Origin of the sequence: Bacteroides sp. An51A (assembly GCF_002161565.1) — a bacterium.
GTDB lineage: Bacteria > Bacteroidota > Bacteroidia > Bacteroidales > Bacteroidaceae > Phocaeicola > Phocaeicola intestinalis.
In genome coordinates this window covers 39,611-53,922 of the sequence record NZ_NFIC01000009.1, presented here as the reverse complement: position 1 = coordinate 53,922, position 14,312 = coordinate 39,611, and the positions used below count along the sequence as shown (strand labels likewise).

General features: G+C 47.0%; 11 protein-coding genes and 1 pseudogene. 4 read left to right on the top strand and 8 right to left on the bottom strand.

Annotation, left to right across the window (positions count from 1 at the left end):
- Positions 1 to 11: 11 nt before the first annotated feature.
- Together B5G04_RS16415 and B5G04_RS16410 are read left to right on the top strand one after the other, a co-directional pair.
- A pseudogene (locus B5G04_RS16415) lies at positions 12 to 827 on the top strand (sialate O-acetylesterase); the annotation flags it as partial.
- 428 nt (positions 828 to 1,255) lie between these two features.
- A complete protein-coding gene (locus tag B5G04_RS16410; RefSeq protein ID WP_087398073.1) occupies positions 1,256 to 1,549 on the top strand; it encodes a hypothetical protein in 294 nt (97 codons plus the stop codon).
- Positions 1,550 to 1,757: 208 nt separating this feature from the next.
- On the opposite strand, the gene B5G04_RS16405 is transcribed toward B5G04_RS16410, so the two are convergent.
- The 8 genes from B5G04_RS16405 to rlmN are packed head-to-tail and all read right to left on the bottom strand — an operon-like array spanning position 1,758 to position 9,461.
- Positions 1,758 to 2,975 (bottom strand): sugar MFS transporter, encoded by a 1,218-nt coding sequence (locus B5G04_RS16405; RefSeq protein ID WP_022039440.1) that lies wholly within the window; start codon positions 2,973 to 2,975, stop codon positions 1,758 to 1,760.
- Between the two features lie 11 nt (positions 2,976 to 2,986).
- Positions 2,987 to 3,712 carry an HAD family hydrolase gene (locus tag B5G04_RS16400; protein ID WP_022039439.1) on the bottom strand — a complete coding sequence of 242 codons (726 nt, stop codon included), beginning with the start codon at positions 3,710 to 3,712 and terminating at the stop codon, positions 2,987 to 2,989.
- On the bottom strand, positions 3,705 to 4,709 hold the full coding sequence (locus B5G04_RS16395) for a lysylphosphatidylglycerol synthase transmembrane domain-containing protein (protein WP_087398072.1): 1,005 nt from the start codon (positions 4,707 to 4,709) through the stop codon (positions 3,705 to 3,707). The genes B5G04_RS16400 and B5G04_RS16395 overlap by 8 nt, the downstream gene beginning before the upstream one ends.
- Positions 4,706 to 5,656 (bottom strand): CDP-alcohol phosphatidyltransferase family protein, encoded by a 951-nt coding sequence (locus B5G04_RS16390; RefSeq protein WP_087251290.1) that lies wholly within the window; start codon positions 5,654 to 5,656, stop codon positions 4,706 to 4,708. Before B5G04_RS16390 ends, B5G04_RS16395 begins: the two co-directional genes overlap by 4 nt.
- 3 nt (positions 5,657 to 5,659) lie before the next feature.
- Complete coding sequence (locus B5G04_RS16385) at positions 5,660 to 6,529, bottom strand: hypothetical protein (protein ID WP_087398071.1); 870 nt, start codon at positions 6,527 to 6,529, stop codon at positions 5,660 to 5,662.
- 47 nt (positions 6,530 to 6,576) lie between these two features.
- A complete protein-coding gene (locus B5G04_RS16380) occupies positions 6,577 to 7,284 on the bottom strand; it encodes an NTP transferase domain-containing protein (protein WP_087398092.1) in 708 nt (235 codons plus the stop codon).
- 2 nt (positions 7,285 to 7,286) lie between these two features.
- Positions 7,287 to 8,381, bottom strand: a complete 1,095-nt coding sequence (locus tag B5G04_RS16375; RefSeq protein WP_087398070.1) for a 4-hydroxythreonine-4-phosphate dehydrogenase PdxA — start codon at positions 8,379 to 8,381, stop codon at positions 7,287 to 7,289.
- 9 nt (positions 8,382 to 8,390) lie between these two features.
- Positions 8,391 to 9,461: a 23S rRNA (adenine(2503)-C(2))-methyltransferase RlmN gene (gene rlmN, locus B5G04_RS16370; protein WP_087207832.1), complete on the bottom strand. Its 1,071-nt coding sequence runs from the start codon at positions 9,459 to 9,461 to the stop codon at positions 8,391 to 8,393.
- A 1,122-nt stretch (positions 9,462 to 10,583) separates the two neighbouring features.
- Here rlmN and B5G04_RS20605 point away from each other — a divergent pair.
- Positions 10,584 to 12,929 carry a DUF4922 domain-containing protein gene (locus tag B5G04_RS20605; RefSeq protein WP_239414130.1) on the top strand — a complete coding sequence of 782 codons (2,346 nt, stop codon included), beginning with the start codon at positions 10,584 to 10,586 and terminating at the stop codon, positions 12,927 to 12,929.
- A gap of 63 nt (positions 12,930 to 12,992) precedes the next feature.
- Positions 12,993 to 14,303 (top strand): SpoIID/LytB domain-containing protein, encoded by a 1,311-nt coding sequence (locus B5G04_RS20600; protein WP_022039431.1) that lies wholly within the window; start codon positions 12,993 to 12,995, stop codon positions 14,301 to 14,303.
- Positions 14,304 to 14,312 lie beyond the last annotated feature (9 nt).

Sequence of the window (14,312 nt, the reverse complement as noted above, 5' to 3'; positions counted from 1 at the left end):
TTTATTGTATGATGAAAAAGCTTTTATTTTTGAGCGTGTTGCTGATAGCCATTTCTGCTTCCGCACGCGACAAAGATTTCCACATTTATCTCTGCCTGGGACAGTCGAATATGGAAGGTAATGCTAAGTTTGAGCCCCAGGACACTTGCAATATCAGCAACCGTTTCCTGCTGATGTCTGCTGTCGATTGCCCTGAACTGAACAGAGTAAAAGGGCATTGGTATCGTGCCGTACCCCCTTTGTGCCGATGCCATACGGGACTGACTCCTGCCGATTACTTTGGTCGGACATTAGTAAACAATCTGCCCGAAAAAATACGTATAGGTATTGTACATGTGGCCATCGGAGGCTGTCGTATCGAATTGTTCGACAAGGATAACTACCAATCGTATGTAGATTCATCACCCGAATGGTTAAAAAACATGGTAAAAGAATATGATGGCAACCCTTACGCCCGTTTAGTGGAAATGGCACGTCTGGCACAAAAAGACGGAGTCATCAAAGGCATATTGCTGCATCAAGGAGAATCGAACACGGGCGACCCCGATTGGCCAGACAAAGTAAAGCTGGTTTACGAAAACCTGCTTTCCGACCTTCACCTGAAAGCGAAAAACGTTCCCTTGCTTGCTGGTGAAGTGGTCAATGCTGACCAAAACGGGAAATGTGCCTCGATGAATGCCATTATCGACACTTTGCCCCGCACCATTCCTACTGCACATATCATCCCGTCGGCAGGTTGTCCTGCCGCCAAAGATAGTTTGCATTTCACGGCACAAGGCTACCGGATGCTTGGTACACGCTATGCCATCCAAATGCTGAAGCTATTGGGCATAGACAAGTCTGATGATAAAAACTTGCTTGATTTTGCCTATCCGGATGCCAATCAACAAAAACTAATCCGCAAAGAAGACTAAGAAGCTGTTTTGAATTTCTCCAAAAAGTTTTTCTTGGCTTGATGTATCCGTTTTCGTGTGTGCTTTGGGAGAAATTCAAAACAGTTTCTTCTCATATTCTATCAAGCTCTTATCTTTCAAAAGACAAATTGTACAACCGCCTTGATAAGAAGATAATGTCCTTTCCATGCAAGATTAATAATCTTACACGAAACAACTTATATATCGTTGCAACTATCTGAAAATAGCGATGCAGATATAAATATCCCCCGCGAGCCATAAAATATCTTGTCCGGCTTGCGGGGTAATGATTTTATTTATATCTTGGCACGATTTTTTTACAAACCCCTAAAACAAGAATTATGCAGACAGTTATCAAACTTTTTATCTTTGCAGCGATATATGTCATTGGCATCGCCAATCTGGCAAAAACCAATACCGTATGGACGGGCGACCTGAGTTACCGCCTCATCCACCTGCTACTGTTCATCACCAGTGTACTTGCACTTATCAGCCGCATGCGGCCCAAAGCCGGTCAAAACCCCCATCCGCTTTACCCCGTGGCACGCTGGTGTTTCATCATCGTATGCTTATTTTATGCCCTCACCTATTTGTCTGCCATCTTCATAACCGACTTGCCTTTGCTCCTCAAATGATGTCTACGCAGTGGAAGAGTATACTAAAAAAACGGCGTGACAGCATTGTCTGTATGTTCATTTTAGGACAGGCGTTTGGCGATGCCTCAGTTTGAATGAACTACAGACAGGCCTCACGCCTTTTTTATGAGTCCCCAATACAGCCCCTCATCGAGAACATGCTTTTTCACATAGCCATTCCCCTATCACGGAGTTGCTGAATATATCTTTACTTAGAGAGGGTGATACGCTGTGAAAGCATTTTCCGTGCATAAAACCACACCACGACATATGCCACCCAAGGCACTACGAACGCCCAAACCATGGAGTCGGTATGGTCTGCCACCACTCCCATCAGCAACGGACCTACCACACCTCCCACAGGCGACATCATCAGGAAAGAAGAGGCACGCTTGGTATGGATGCCCAGCCCTTTCAGTGAAAGAGCAAAGATAGTGGGGAACATAATCGCCTCGAACGCATACCCACACAGCAGGGCGATGAGAGAAACGATACCAAGGTCGAACAATACCACCGTAGTGGTCAGTACCGTACCCGTAGCACACCAGAACAACATCCGTTCGGCACTGACACGCTGCATAATCCAGCTTCCGGAGAAACGCCCCAACATAAACAGTCCCAGCCCGCCGAAAGAAAGAACCAGCGAAGCATAACGGGCGTCCATCCACCGCTGTTCTACCACGTAATTGATAAAGAAACTATTGATGGAGATTTCCGCCACCTCATAAGCGAACAAGGCTATCAACCCGAAGATAAACAGCCGGTGCGACCATAGCCCCACCCGATGTCCTTCTTTGTCCACCTCTGCCTCATGCCTGATTTCGGGAAGTTTTACCCGCAAGAATATACTTGCCACAAAAAGCACCAATATCCCCATACAAGCATAAGGAAAAGCTACGCTGTTGGGATGTTCTTTGGTTTCGGAAAAAAGGAACCAACCCACCAACAACGGTGCACAGATACACCCCAGTCCGTTGAACGACTGAGCAAAGTTCAAACGGCTCGCCGCCGTTTCTTTTGCACCCAGTTCGGTGACATAAGGATTGGCTGCCGTTTCCAGGAAAGTCAGTCCGCAACCGATAACGAACAAAGCGAAGAGAAAAGCATTGAACGAAACAAAATATTGTCCGGGAATGAACAACAATGACCCTATGCCATAAAGCAGCAAGCCGAACACTACCCCGCTCCGGTATCCGAACCGGTTGATGAATAATCCGGCCGGGATAGCCATTACGAAATATCCCATATACATCATTGCCTGAATCAATGCCGAATGAGTCTTCGAAATGTCCAGCATCTCCTGGAAATGTTTGTTTAATACGTCCAATATGGCGTGGGCAAATCCCCACAAGAAAAAAAGTGAAGTCAACAGGACGAAAGGCAGGAAATACTGCTTGTCGACCAATACAGTCCGTTGTTTATCCATGGATATCTTTATTATAATAAATAAGTTAATAATTCGGGTAAATCAGTTATAATCAGGTCGGGTAATGATTCGTTTGCATCTTCGTCCCAACTTTCTCCTTTCAACCACGCCACCCGGCATCCTATATGCTTGGCTGGGACAACATCTTTCGGATACGAATCACCTACTGCCAAAACCTTATCTGCCGGAAATCCCATAGCGTCTATTCCTAACTGGTAAATGGCTGGATCGGGCTTGCGTACCCCTACCACCGATGACTCTATAATGGCCGAAAAGCTTTCGGACAGACCGAAATCTTTCAAAACCGCCTGAATGTTTCCGTAGAAATTGGAAACCAAAACCAGCTTATACCGTTTTGACAGAGTTTGTAAAACCGGACGGGTCCGCTGTAATACGTCCCATACATACCTATAGCAACTGTCGGCTATACATGTTGCATAGTCGTATTTATCGGCTTTCGTACGCGACAAGACCCCTTTATCAATCAAATAATCCACTTGAATACGGGTTTTGACCGAAAGCACTTCATGAAAGCCGTATTCCGGTTTTATCAATTGTTTGTGTGCCAGTGTCCGTTCACCATATACATATGCCTCACGGAATTCCGGTTTGCTGACTGGTACGTCAAAAGTCTTATACTTTTCCCATAAAACTTCTGCCCAATGACGGCCATTGGTATCAATAGTCCCTCCGTAATCGAAGATGATACCCTGTATATCAATTAATTTTTCACTCATTTTTCTTTTCATTTTTACAGTTGCCAACCTTCATCAGCAACACTCCTATCATAATCCAAAACAACTCCCGCACCCGAGCTATCAGTCCGGTATAGATACCGAATGCACCTGGAATGGCAAGTCCTCCGGTTGCCAGGACAAATCCTCCTTCGCGAGCTCCCAGCTGCATGGGCGAGAAGAAAAATAAATTGGCAAAGAGCGAAGTGAATGCCATAATCAAAATACAAGCCAAGAAACTGACATCAGCAGTCAGAATGTTTAGAATGAAATAGACTTCCAGGCAGCCCACAATCCGTGCCGAGAACTCCAGTCCCAACGAAATATAGAACGTACATTTCCGCTGTTTGTGCAATTCTGCTATTTGTGCATCTATCCGTTCCAGCGTATCTTTCTTTTCCACGCAGAACCGCTTTGCCCACTTCTTTACAAAAGGCACGTGCGATAACCAGTTCAGTGCACGTACCGCCATCCCGTTCCGGTAACCTTTCATAAAGAAATAAATCGCCAGAGAACAGAACGCTACAACCACAGCCAGCAGAATACCTACCCCCCAGTTCATCGGTTCAAAAAGCACATAAAGCACAGCCGATACAAGCCAAAACCAGAAATGCGAAAAGATATGCATCATGGCATATAATATTACGGAAGAAGTAGCTTTGCTTCCCCCCACATACGAGCTAAGTTCCATGATACGGTAAGGCTCCCCTCCCATCAGCCCTACCGGTGTTGCGTAATTCAAGGCAAAACCGGAGATAGTCAGTTTATAGACTTGTCTGAAAGGAACTTTTCCACTCTTCCCGTCGCAGATAATCACATACCATGCCCATGCATTCAGGTAATAGATAAACACCCACAGGAAAATGACAGCAGGAAGCCATATCCCTGCCCTACGCAGATTTTTCCACAACTCATTGTAGTCCATATCAAATGTGCAGAGCATCACCACAATGGCAAAGATACCGAAAAACCAAAATATGTTACGGGCTTTTTCTTTCATTGTCGAGCGTATTTATGATACAGATAGGCACTCAAAGCCTCGTGGCGATGGCGCATATAGATAAAAAGGATAGTCATAACTGTCATTTCAAATATAAAATATACCCACGGTTCACCCATAAGCAACGATACATAAAGCACAATGGCACGTGTGTTGAACGTGAGGATATTGGCATATTTCATCAGTGGCAGACTTAAAGAGCGGAACTCGTTGCGCAATGTACCGGGAATATCGTCACCATATTTCTGCTGTATAAAGGCATAAAAACGTTGGAAATTCGGGGTCATGCGTTCTTGTTTCCGGGTATAATTGCCATAAAAATACAGAAAAGCTTTCCACCAGAAATTTCCTTTCCAGGGAAGGCTATAAAACAAATCCCGCTGTTGTTTGAAGTTATCCAGTTCGCTTCCTGCTTTCCCTTTCAGGAAAAACAAATGGATATTACGGTAATAATCTGCCAATGCACATTGCCGGCTATGACAGAGTGTCCCCGACAAGGCGGCTATTATCCAAATGCCTGCTCCCCATACCATTCCTTCACTACTGCCTATGCCTAACGGCAAAGGTTGGCAGGTAAGACGCAAACAAATAGTGAAATAAATGGCTATAAACCAAAGGTCGCCTGCAAATCCGTCCAACATGCGTCCCCAACGCGTCTTTTTACCAGTCATACGTGCCAATTGCCCGTCGCAGCTATCATAATGGTTTGCCCACATGAGCAAGATTATGCCGGCAAGCGTATGTTTCAAGTCCGGATAATAAAACATGATTCCTGCCCCTATGCCCAACAAAATCGACAAAATAGTCACTACATTAGGGTGTACATCGAAATGCCTGAAAAACAACGCCCAGGCATAACCTATCGGACGGTTAAAATATATATCCAGAAACTCTTCCGTATCCATTGACTTGAAAGAGGCTTTCAATCCTTTCTTTTCTGTACTCATCTCTTAATGGCTGTTCTGTTTGGCAATGATACAATTGTAAATATAACCGGCTATTTCTGTTGACGCCTCCTCACAACAAGGTGCAAAGCTTGGCCAGTCATTGAAATCAATGATACGGATTTCGCCCGTCGGACCTACTACACAATCGCCTCCATAAACAGGTACCTGGAGCACCTCTGCCGCCCGGTTGGCATAATTTTTCAGTTTGTCCAGACAAAACGGGAAACCGCGTGCCTTCCCATTAATGGCTTCCAGTCCATATTTGCTATGCGATTGTTCGGTAGGATAAAACGAATAGAAAAAATCGGTATTCTTCACCCCGTAAAACTTCACCAAGTCTCCTACCAGATGTTCGTTGACTACTGCCCTCGGTATCCCACGGTTCCGGAAATCAGCAAGAACAATATTTGCCTCCTCCCTACATTCTACATAGACCACGTCTTCTTTCACCATAGCATGTGAATCACCCCGTTTAATCCAACAGGGGAACAAATCAAGCGTAAATCCCTGATCAGTAGGAATGATATAACTTTTGGGATGTGGAATGCCGTAATGCATTAAAATCTCGGTCATCGGCTGGCGAATGCAATTCTCGATTCCCTGTCCTGAATTAATAACCAGACTACCTGTCTTTTCCAGTTCTTTCAAATATGGAATGGTGGCATGGTCGCGTGCCATATTGAAAATGAATTCTGCCTGAATACGCCGTTGTACGAACTCTGTTTCTGAAAACAGTTTCACCTCACAGCCTTTTTTCCCCAGCTTTTCAGCTGTCTTCATCAAAATAGCCGCATCATTATTGATATGATTGGGTGAAAACTGGTTTCTACGACTCACTCCAATAAGCTGGATTCTTCTCTCCTCGTGTTGCATGACTTATGCGCTTCTCTCTTTATTTTTGGGAGTATATACAGCTCCCATCAATGTACTTCATTCAAAAATGCTTCTGCCTTTGGGATATCTGCAGCATGGTCTACGTCCAGAATTTTCGAAAACGGATATGCTTCCAAGCGTAATCCGTCGCTCACCAACTGCCGCTGAAAATTACGCATACGCGACATACCTGAACAAATGCAATGCTCCAAAGTGCCGATGGCTTGGGGAGTCAGGCAGTAAATGCCTCCTGAAATGTATTTCATACCAGGCACGGGCATGTCATAAAAACCGGTAATGTTCAAATCGGTATCGGTACCGATATATAGCGGCTTCTCATCATCAACATAATCCGTAACCGCCATCAGCCCATCTTTATCCGAAACTTTGAAAGCTTCGATGAAGCGGGAAAACTCATCTTCCCGGAAAACAGTATCTACGGTGGTCAGGCAAAAACGGTCTTCTTTCAGATAAGGACTCAACTCGTGGAAACTATGCATCGAGCTGGGAGTGGTCTTGACGACCACCCTCAACGGAATGTCTGAATGCTTTTCCAGTTCTGTCAAATGCGCCTTTGTCAAAGGCGATTCATTGTTAATGACGACCACTACCTCTTCGGCACCGTTCTGCATAAATATATGTATCAGGCGATCTATCATCGCTCTCCCATTCAGCTGTACCAAAGGTTTGGGCAACCGGACACCTTCTTGTGACAATCGGGTCCCCTCTCCAGCCGCTATAATTGCAAACTTCATATTCATTCGTCCTCTACCGTGTCCAGTTTCAGCTTATCGCTATCGTCACGTTTCTCGTAATATTGCTTGCGCAACGGGCGGGCATTGATTTCTTCTTCAATCTGCCGGCGGCGGAACACATCAAGTGCCACATAAATGGCTTGCCTGAAAGAATCCTCGGAAGCCACACCTTTCCCCGCCAGGTCGTATGCAGCATCGTGTACCGGAGCCGTGCGGACAATGGAAAGGCCGGCGGTATAGCAAACTCCTTCATTCATGGCAAGTGTCATAAAAGGAAGCACGCCCTGGTCGTAATACATTGCCAACACCCCATCGAAGTGCCGGTAATACCCCAACCCCATAAACGTATCAGCGGCATAGGGTCCGTAGCATAAGATACCCCGTTTGGTCATGGCTTCCACGGCGGGAACAATTGCCTGTTCTTCTTCCAGACCGACAAGCACATTGCTTTGTGCCTGCGGGTTCAGCGCAAACACGGCGATACGCGGATTATCAATACCGAAATCTTGCTTCAGCGAACGGTGGAACACTTCTATTTTTTCCATCACCTCCTCTTTTGTCAGCTTGGGAGATACCTCTTTCAATGGGATACGCCCTGTCACCAGTGCCATCCGGAAATCATCCTTCAGCAAGATTTTCAGTGCTTTTCTACCCTTGCCAAAGCGTTCTTCCAAATAAGCAGTATGGCCGGAGAAAGGATACTCTTCCGTCTGTACGGCATTCTGGTTTGCAGGAGCCGTCACCAGCACATCAAATAATCCTTCACTATATTCAGCCGAAGCCCTTTCCAGTGCATCGAGTGCGGCACGGCTTCCGTCGGGTGTAGGTTTCGATAGTTCCACTTTCAATTCCTCATCAGTACAGCTGACAATGTTCAGACGCCCGTCTTGCGCTTCCGATGCCGAACTTATGATACTGAAATTGGCAGGCAAGTCCATCGCTTTACGGTGATAAGCCGCCACCTTGGGCGAACCGTAAACGACCGGTGTGCACAAATCCAGCATTGCCGGATTGGAGAAGGTTTTCAGAATCACCTCATAACCTACCCCATTGATATCTCCGTGGGTGATACCCACCTTTATTTTACGTCCTTCCATATCATTTCCTTATTTATTGATTTTTGTCTTGTCTTTATGTACATGTTGTCTTTCCGCCTGTTTCTCTGCTGTAGAAAGCATACCGCAAGCAGCAAAAATATCTTCTCCCCGCGAAGCACGAATGGTGGCAAATACCCCATGACGGGTCAAATAATCGCGGAATGCCAGCATCGTATCCGCATCGGTTCCCTGCAAATCCACCCCCGGAATCGCATGGAAACGAATCAGGTTGACCCGGCAGTCCAGTCCCCGCACCAGCTTCACCAGTTCTTTGGCATATGCCAAATTATCGTTCACACCGCCGAAAACGATGTATTCGAACGACAGGCGCCGTTGTTTGCTGAAGTCATACCCCCGGAGCATGTCGACAATTTCACGAATGGAAAAAGCCTTTTCGGCAGGCATCAGTTCACCACGTTGTGCCGGGAAAGGCGAGTGCATGCTTACCGCCAGGTGGCAATCGCTCTCTTTCAAGAAGCGTTCCATTCCACGTCTCAGGCCTACCGTAGAAACCGTGATTCGTTTCGGGCTCCAGGCATAACCATAGTCTGCGGTCAGCACCTCCAGCGACCGCAACACAGCATCCAGATTATCCATAGGCTCACCCATCCCCATAAACACCACATTGGTCAGTGTGTCCCGCTCAGGGATAGAATAAATCTGATTCAAGATTTGCGCAGTGGTCAGATTGCCCGAAAAGCCTTGTTTACCCGTCATGCAGAACTTGCAGTTCATTTTGCATCCCACCTGTGAAGACACACATAACGTAGCGCGTTCGCCATCAGGAATATAAACAGACTCGATATAGTTGTTATCGGGCGTACGGAACAGATATTTCACCGTGCCGTCCACCGAACGCATCTCATGCACCGGAGCAGAAGCCCCCACCTCGTACATCTCCTTCAGCCGTTCACGGTTCTTGAGCGACAGGTCGGTCATTTCATCTATCGAAGCCACCTTCCTCCCGTACATCCAGCGTGCCACCTGCTTCCCTGTAAACTTGGGCATTCCCAAGCTTGTCACGATTTCGGTCAGCTCGCCCAGTGTTTTTCCCAAAAGGGATATCTTCTTTTCACTCATTCAACACTTGTTTTGTTTGCAAAAATAGGCAAAATCTCTGAATTACGCGAAATAAAAAAGCAGAATACAGAAATTCACACTACAAATTAAGACTTCCGGAAGAAAAATAAGCGCGGTATGAAATTGTACATTTTCTCACCAGATATTTTAATGTGCCAATGAACAATAGGGCAATGCGCTAATTTATTTTCACAAAATGGATGCAAGAGGGGTATAGGTTGAAACGACACCCTTGCGCACGGCATGTTTTCAACTCATATCGTCTTCCCGATGACCTTAATTCAAGTAAGGTCATCCTGCGGGATAGGGTGGTTTGAAACTACCTTATCTCAGAGACGACCTGCTTTCAAGGTAGGTCGTTGTTGTCTTGCGCAGAGACCCCCTCTGTCAAACATACACCGTCTCGGCACGTATGTCGGTATGGAGAGGGGAATAGTGAGGGAGGATTCACTCCACAAAGATACGAAAAATTTTTCAATTGGCAATGGATATTAGGCAATGGACAATGGAAATTTGACAATCGGCAATTATTTTTTTTGCAAGTTATACTTAAACCGCTGAAATGCAACTATTTGCACAGGCGCGCGAAGCTATATATACCGGGCTTTGCATATAGATGCATGATGTATTCCTTATAGTTGCACCAGCAAAACTTACAGTTACAATCCTTACAATTACCGTTTATGAAAGTGAGCAAAAAAGAAGAAAAAAAATTACATTAATATGTATATATATAAATATATGTATATTATATATTTATATATATAAATTTTATACAGACTTTTCTCTCTGCCCCGAAAACGTAAAACCGATAAATGTAATTGTAAGGATTGTAATTGTAATCAATTCAGGAAAACTTACAATTACAATCCTTACAATCACACTCGTTCATTAAGATTATTAAGACGAATGTCATTTTGGAAAATAAGCAAAACACAAAAACACTTTATATATCGCTGATTTTCAAGGTCAATTTCAAAAAAACATCTTCTGTTAACAGATTTTCACATCCACCCATCCCAAATCCATTGCCACATGGAAAAGATTTCTTACCTTTGCAGAGGAGAGAGGGAGGAACATAATTATACCATGCGGACATTCATCTAAGACAAACCACTGATTATGACAAACAAAGACATAACTTGCTTCGTCGCCTGTTGCGGAGGGGCAACACCTGGTGATATCATTGAAGGGCTTCCAGACGCAAAGATACAGGCAATCTCCCTGCAAGACAATACCGATACCTGCCGGCTTATAGCTGCCCAAAGTCACACCCCCTATACTCTAATATGCCGCACCAGGCATCACATCCGGCTAGGGTACAGAGCTTTAGAGCGTATGGCCGATTACTTGTCTGCTCCAGAGTGCGGGATGGTATATGCCGACCGTTACGAAGAGACCAAAGAAGGAATATACCCACATCCGGTCATCGATTACCAGCCGGGAAGTGTACGGGATGACTTCGACTTCGGCTCGCTTGTGATGTACCGCACCGAAGCCTTCAGACAAGCTACAGCCGAAATCAGTGTAGAGCCTGCGTATACCCATTCGGCAAGCTACGCCCTCCGGCTGGCATTGTCGCGCAGGTACTCCCTGACTCATATCAGCGAATATCTTTATACAGAAACCGAAACAGATACACGTCATTCGGGCGAAAAACAATTCGATTACGTCGACCCGCGTAACCGGGACGTACAATTGGAACGGGAAGCCGTCTTTACCCGATACCTGAAAAAGACAGGAGCATACCTGCCTCCGCCGAAGCGGAATATCGATTTGCAGAAAGGCTCGTTTCCCTGTGAAGCATCGGTCATCATCCCCGTGCGCAACCGCGTGCGGACCATCGACGATGCCATCCGTTCCGCATTGGCACAAGAAACGACATTCGATTACAACCTGATAATCGTAGACAATCATTCTACCGACGGAACAACCGAAGTCATCCGCCAGTATGCCGGAGAAAAGAAAGTAGTCCACATCATCCCCGAACGCACCGACTTGGGTATCGGTGGATGCTGGGACTTGGCCATACGCGATGCACGATGCGGACGGTTTGCCGTCCAACTGGACAGCGACGACCTGTATAGTACGCCCGGCACCTTACAGGCTATTATCGACAAATTCCATGCAGGACAATGCGCTATGGTCATCGGTTCCTACCGCATGACCGACTTTAAACTGCAGGGCTTGCCGCCCGGCGTAATAGACCACCGCGAGTGGACCGATGCCAACGGACACAACAACGCCCTCCGTATCAACGGGTTGGGAGCACCGCGTGCCTTCTACACCCCCTTGCTGCGCCAGATAGGCATACCCAACGTAAGCTATGGAGAAGACTATGCACTGGGACTGGCATTCTCGCGCCAATACCCTATCGGGCGTATCTACGACGTGCTTTACCTGTGCCGCCGCTGGGATGGAAACTCGGATGCCAACCTGAGCATCGAGAAAGTAAACCGCAACAATGCTTATAAAGACAGCCTGCGCACACTGGAGCTTTCCTGCCGCCGTGCCCTTATGACTCCAGAAAAAGAAACACCCGGCGAACATTTCCTGAAGCACCAGCTGGCCCACTGGGCACTGGCTCGCACAAATCATGAAGCACTCTGCCACATCCAGACCCGCCGCCTGTGCATCGGGGAAAATACGGTATTTGTCCAGTTCAATCCCGCCCGTGTGGTCTCGACCTGTGCCCGGCTGGATAAGACAAGCATTGCGGCACGCCCGTGCTTTCTTTGCGACACACACAAGCCCGTCGAGCAAGACTGCATCCCCATCATACTGGATGAGACTTTCCAGCTTCGCATCAATCCTTATCCCATCCTGCCTGCCCACCTCACAGTTTCCAGCGAACGGCACCAGCCCCAAACCCTTGCGGGAAAAACCGGACGCCAGCTGCCAGGCAAACTGACCGACTGGCTGGAGAGACACTTCGCATCGGGGTATGCTTTGTTCTACAACGGAGCCAAATGCGGCGCATCAGCTCCCGACCATTTCCATTTTCAGGCAGCACGTATGCAAGACATACCGCTCATCATGCAGTGGGACCGGCTGATGGAAACCGCCACCCTTACAAGACAAGCCACTTTACCCGGCGGGGGAACATGTCAGGAATACCGCATCAACGGATACCTCTGCCCCATCGAGGCATTCGTGTCCGACTCTGCCCCTGTATCAGATGCAGATTTGATAGATGCTTATCTGCACACGTTGCCATCGCACCCGGACGAAGACGAACCACGTTACAACCTGTTTGCATGGAATGACCCGAAAAGAGGGTTCACCGTAGCGTATCTCCCACGTGATAAGCACCGTCCGTCCTGCTATACGGCATATGGGGGTGAGCAACGCCTTGTAAGCCCCGGCGCCCTTGACATGGCGGGACTGATAGTAACCCCCCGGAAAGAAGACTTCGAAAGTCTGACCGCGGAAGAGATAAAAAAGATATACGATGAAGTAAGTTTATGACTCAGTAACCAAAAGACAAGAACGAAGTAACAAAAGTGACGAGTCAACTAAAAAAGCACAACAATGAAAGAACCCGAAATAAGCGTGGGCATCCTCAATGCCCCCCAAATACATTTCAACCTCAACAGACGTTACCTTGCCAAAGGTGAAAGCGTAGACGGAGAACAAACCGTATGCTTCGACGAAGGAGGCATCTTGTGGAACGGTAACGTGTACCGCGAGCTGACCTTTACCCCACTGGAAGACGATGCGTCATTCTCCCTGTACGACGTAACCATCGGCATCAATTTTCATTGGGAACGACAGGAAACCCAGCGTTTTACCGGCATGCTGAAACTGGTGGTGGATGAAGGAGGCATAACCGCCATCAATATCCTCCCAGCCGAAGAGTATCTCATCAGCGTCATCTCTTCGGAAATGAACACCACCTCTTCGACCGAATTTCTTAAAGCACATGCCGTCATCTCCCGAAGCTGGCTATTGGCACAAATAGAAAAGCGGAAAGCACTGAGCAAAAAAGACAACGGATTCTTTCCATTCATCAAAACCGAAACCGAATACATCCGCTGGTACGACCGCGAAGACCATACCATCTTCGACGTATGCGCCGACGACCATTGCCAGCGTTATCAGGGCATCACCAAAGCATCCAGTCGGAGGGTGGAAGAAGCGGTGAAAGCCACACGCGGACAAGTATTAATGTATAAAAACGCCATCTGCGATGCCCGCTTCTCGAAATGTTGCGGAGGAGCGACCGAAGAATTCGGCACCTGCTGGGAAAACAGGCAATACCCCTACCTGCATGCCGTGCGTGATGCAGCCGGAGAAACGTCCTTACCCGACCTGACCTGTGAAGAAGAAGCTGAAAAATGGATACGCTCTGAACCGGATAGTTTTTGCCATACACACGACAAGAACATCATCCGGCAGATACTGAACAATTACGACCAGGAAACCACCGACTTCTACCGCTGGAAAGTGCGTTACACCCAAGCCGAACTGGCTGAACTGATTCACTCGAAAACCAAGTACGATTACGGGAAAATCCTCGACCTCATCCCCATAGAACGCGGCAAGTCGGGACGTATCTGCAAACTGAAAATCGTAGGTTCGGAAAAGACGCTGATTATTGGTAAAGAACTGGAAATACGTCGCACGCTCTCTCCTACCCACCTGTTCAGTTCTGCTTTCGTAGTAGACAAAGGAGAAACCACCGACGGGGTACCCGCCTGGTTCCAACTGACCGGTGCAGGATGGGGACACGGTGTAGGCTTGTGCCAGATAGGGGCAGCCGTGATGGGCGAACAGGGTTTTAGCTACAACGATATCCTGCTACATTATTACAGGAATGCGGAGGTAAGAAAACTGTATTAAATAAGACAA

Excerpts from the sequence above, each read along its gene's own strand:
- B5G04_RS16410 (WP_087398073.1), top strand. The coding sequence starts at position 1,256 with ATGCAGACAGTTATCAAACTTTTTATCTTTGCAGCGATATATGTCATT.
- B5G04_RS16405 (WP_022039440.1), bottom strand. The coding sequence starts at position 2,975 with ATGGATAAACAACGGACTGTATTGGTCGACAAGCAGTATTTCCTGCCT.
- B5G04_RS16400 (WP_022039439.1), bottom strand. The coding sequence starts at position 3,712 with ATGAGTGAAAAATTAATTGATATACAGGGTATCATCTTCGATTACGGA.
- B5G04_RS16395 (WP_087398072.1), bottom strand. The coding sequence starts at position 4,709 with ATGAAAGAAAAAGCCCGTAACATATTTTGGTTTTTCGGTATCTTTGCC.
- B5G04_RS16390 (WP_087251290.1), bottom strand. The coding sequence starts at position 5,656 with ATGAGTACAGAAAAGAAAGGATTGAAAGCCTCTTTCAAGTCAATGGAT.
- B5G04_RS16385 (WP_087398071.1), bottom strand. The coding sequence starts at position 6,529 with ATGCAACACGAGGAGAGAAGAATCCAGCTTATTGGAGTGAGTCGTAGA.
- B5G04_RS16380 (WP_087398092.1), bottom strand. The coding sequence starts at position 7,284 with ATGAAGTTTGCAATTATAGCGGCTGGAGAGGGGACCCGATTGTCACAA.
- B5G04_RS16375 (WP_087398070.1), bottom strand. The coding sequence starts at position 8,381 with ATGGAAGGACGTAAAATAAAGGTGGGTATCACCCACGGAGATATCAAT.
- rlmN (WP_087207832.1), bottom strand. The coding sequence starts at position 9,461 with ATGAGTGAAAAGAAGATATCCCTTTTGGGAAAAACACTGGGCGAGCTG.
- B5G04_RS20605 (WP_239414130.1), top strand. The coding sequence starts at position 10,584 with ATGACAAACAAAGACATAACTTGCTTCGTCGCCTGTTGCGGAGGGGCA.
- B5G04_RS20600 (WP_022039431.1), top strand. The coding sequence starts at position 12,993 with ATGAAAGAACCCGAAATAAGCGTGGGCATCCTCAATGCCCCCCAAATA.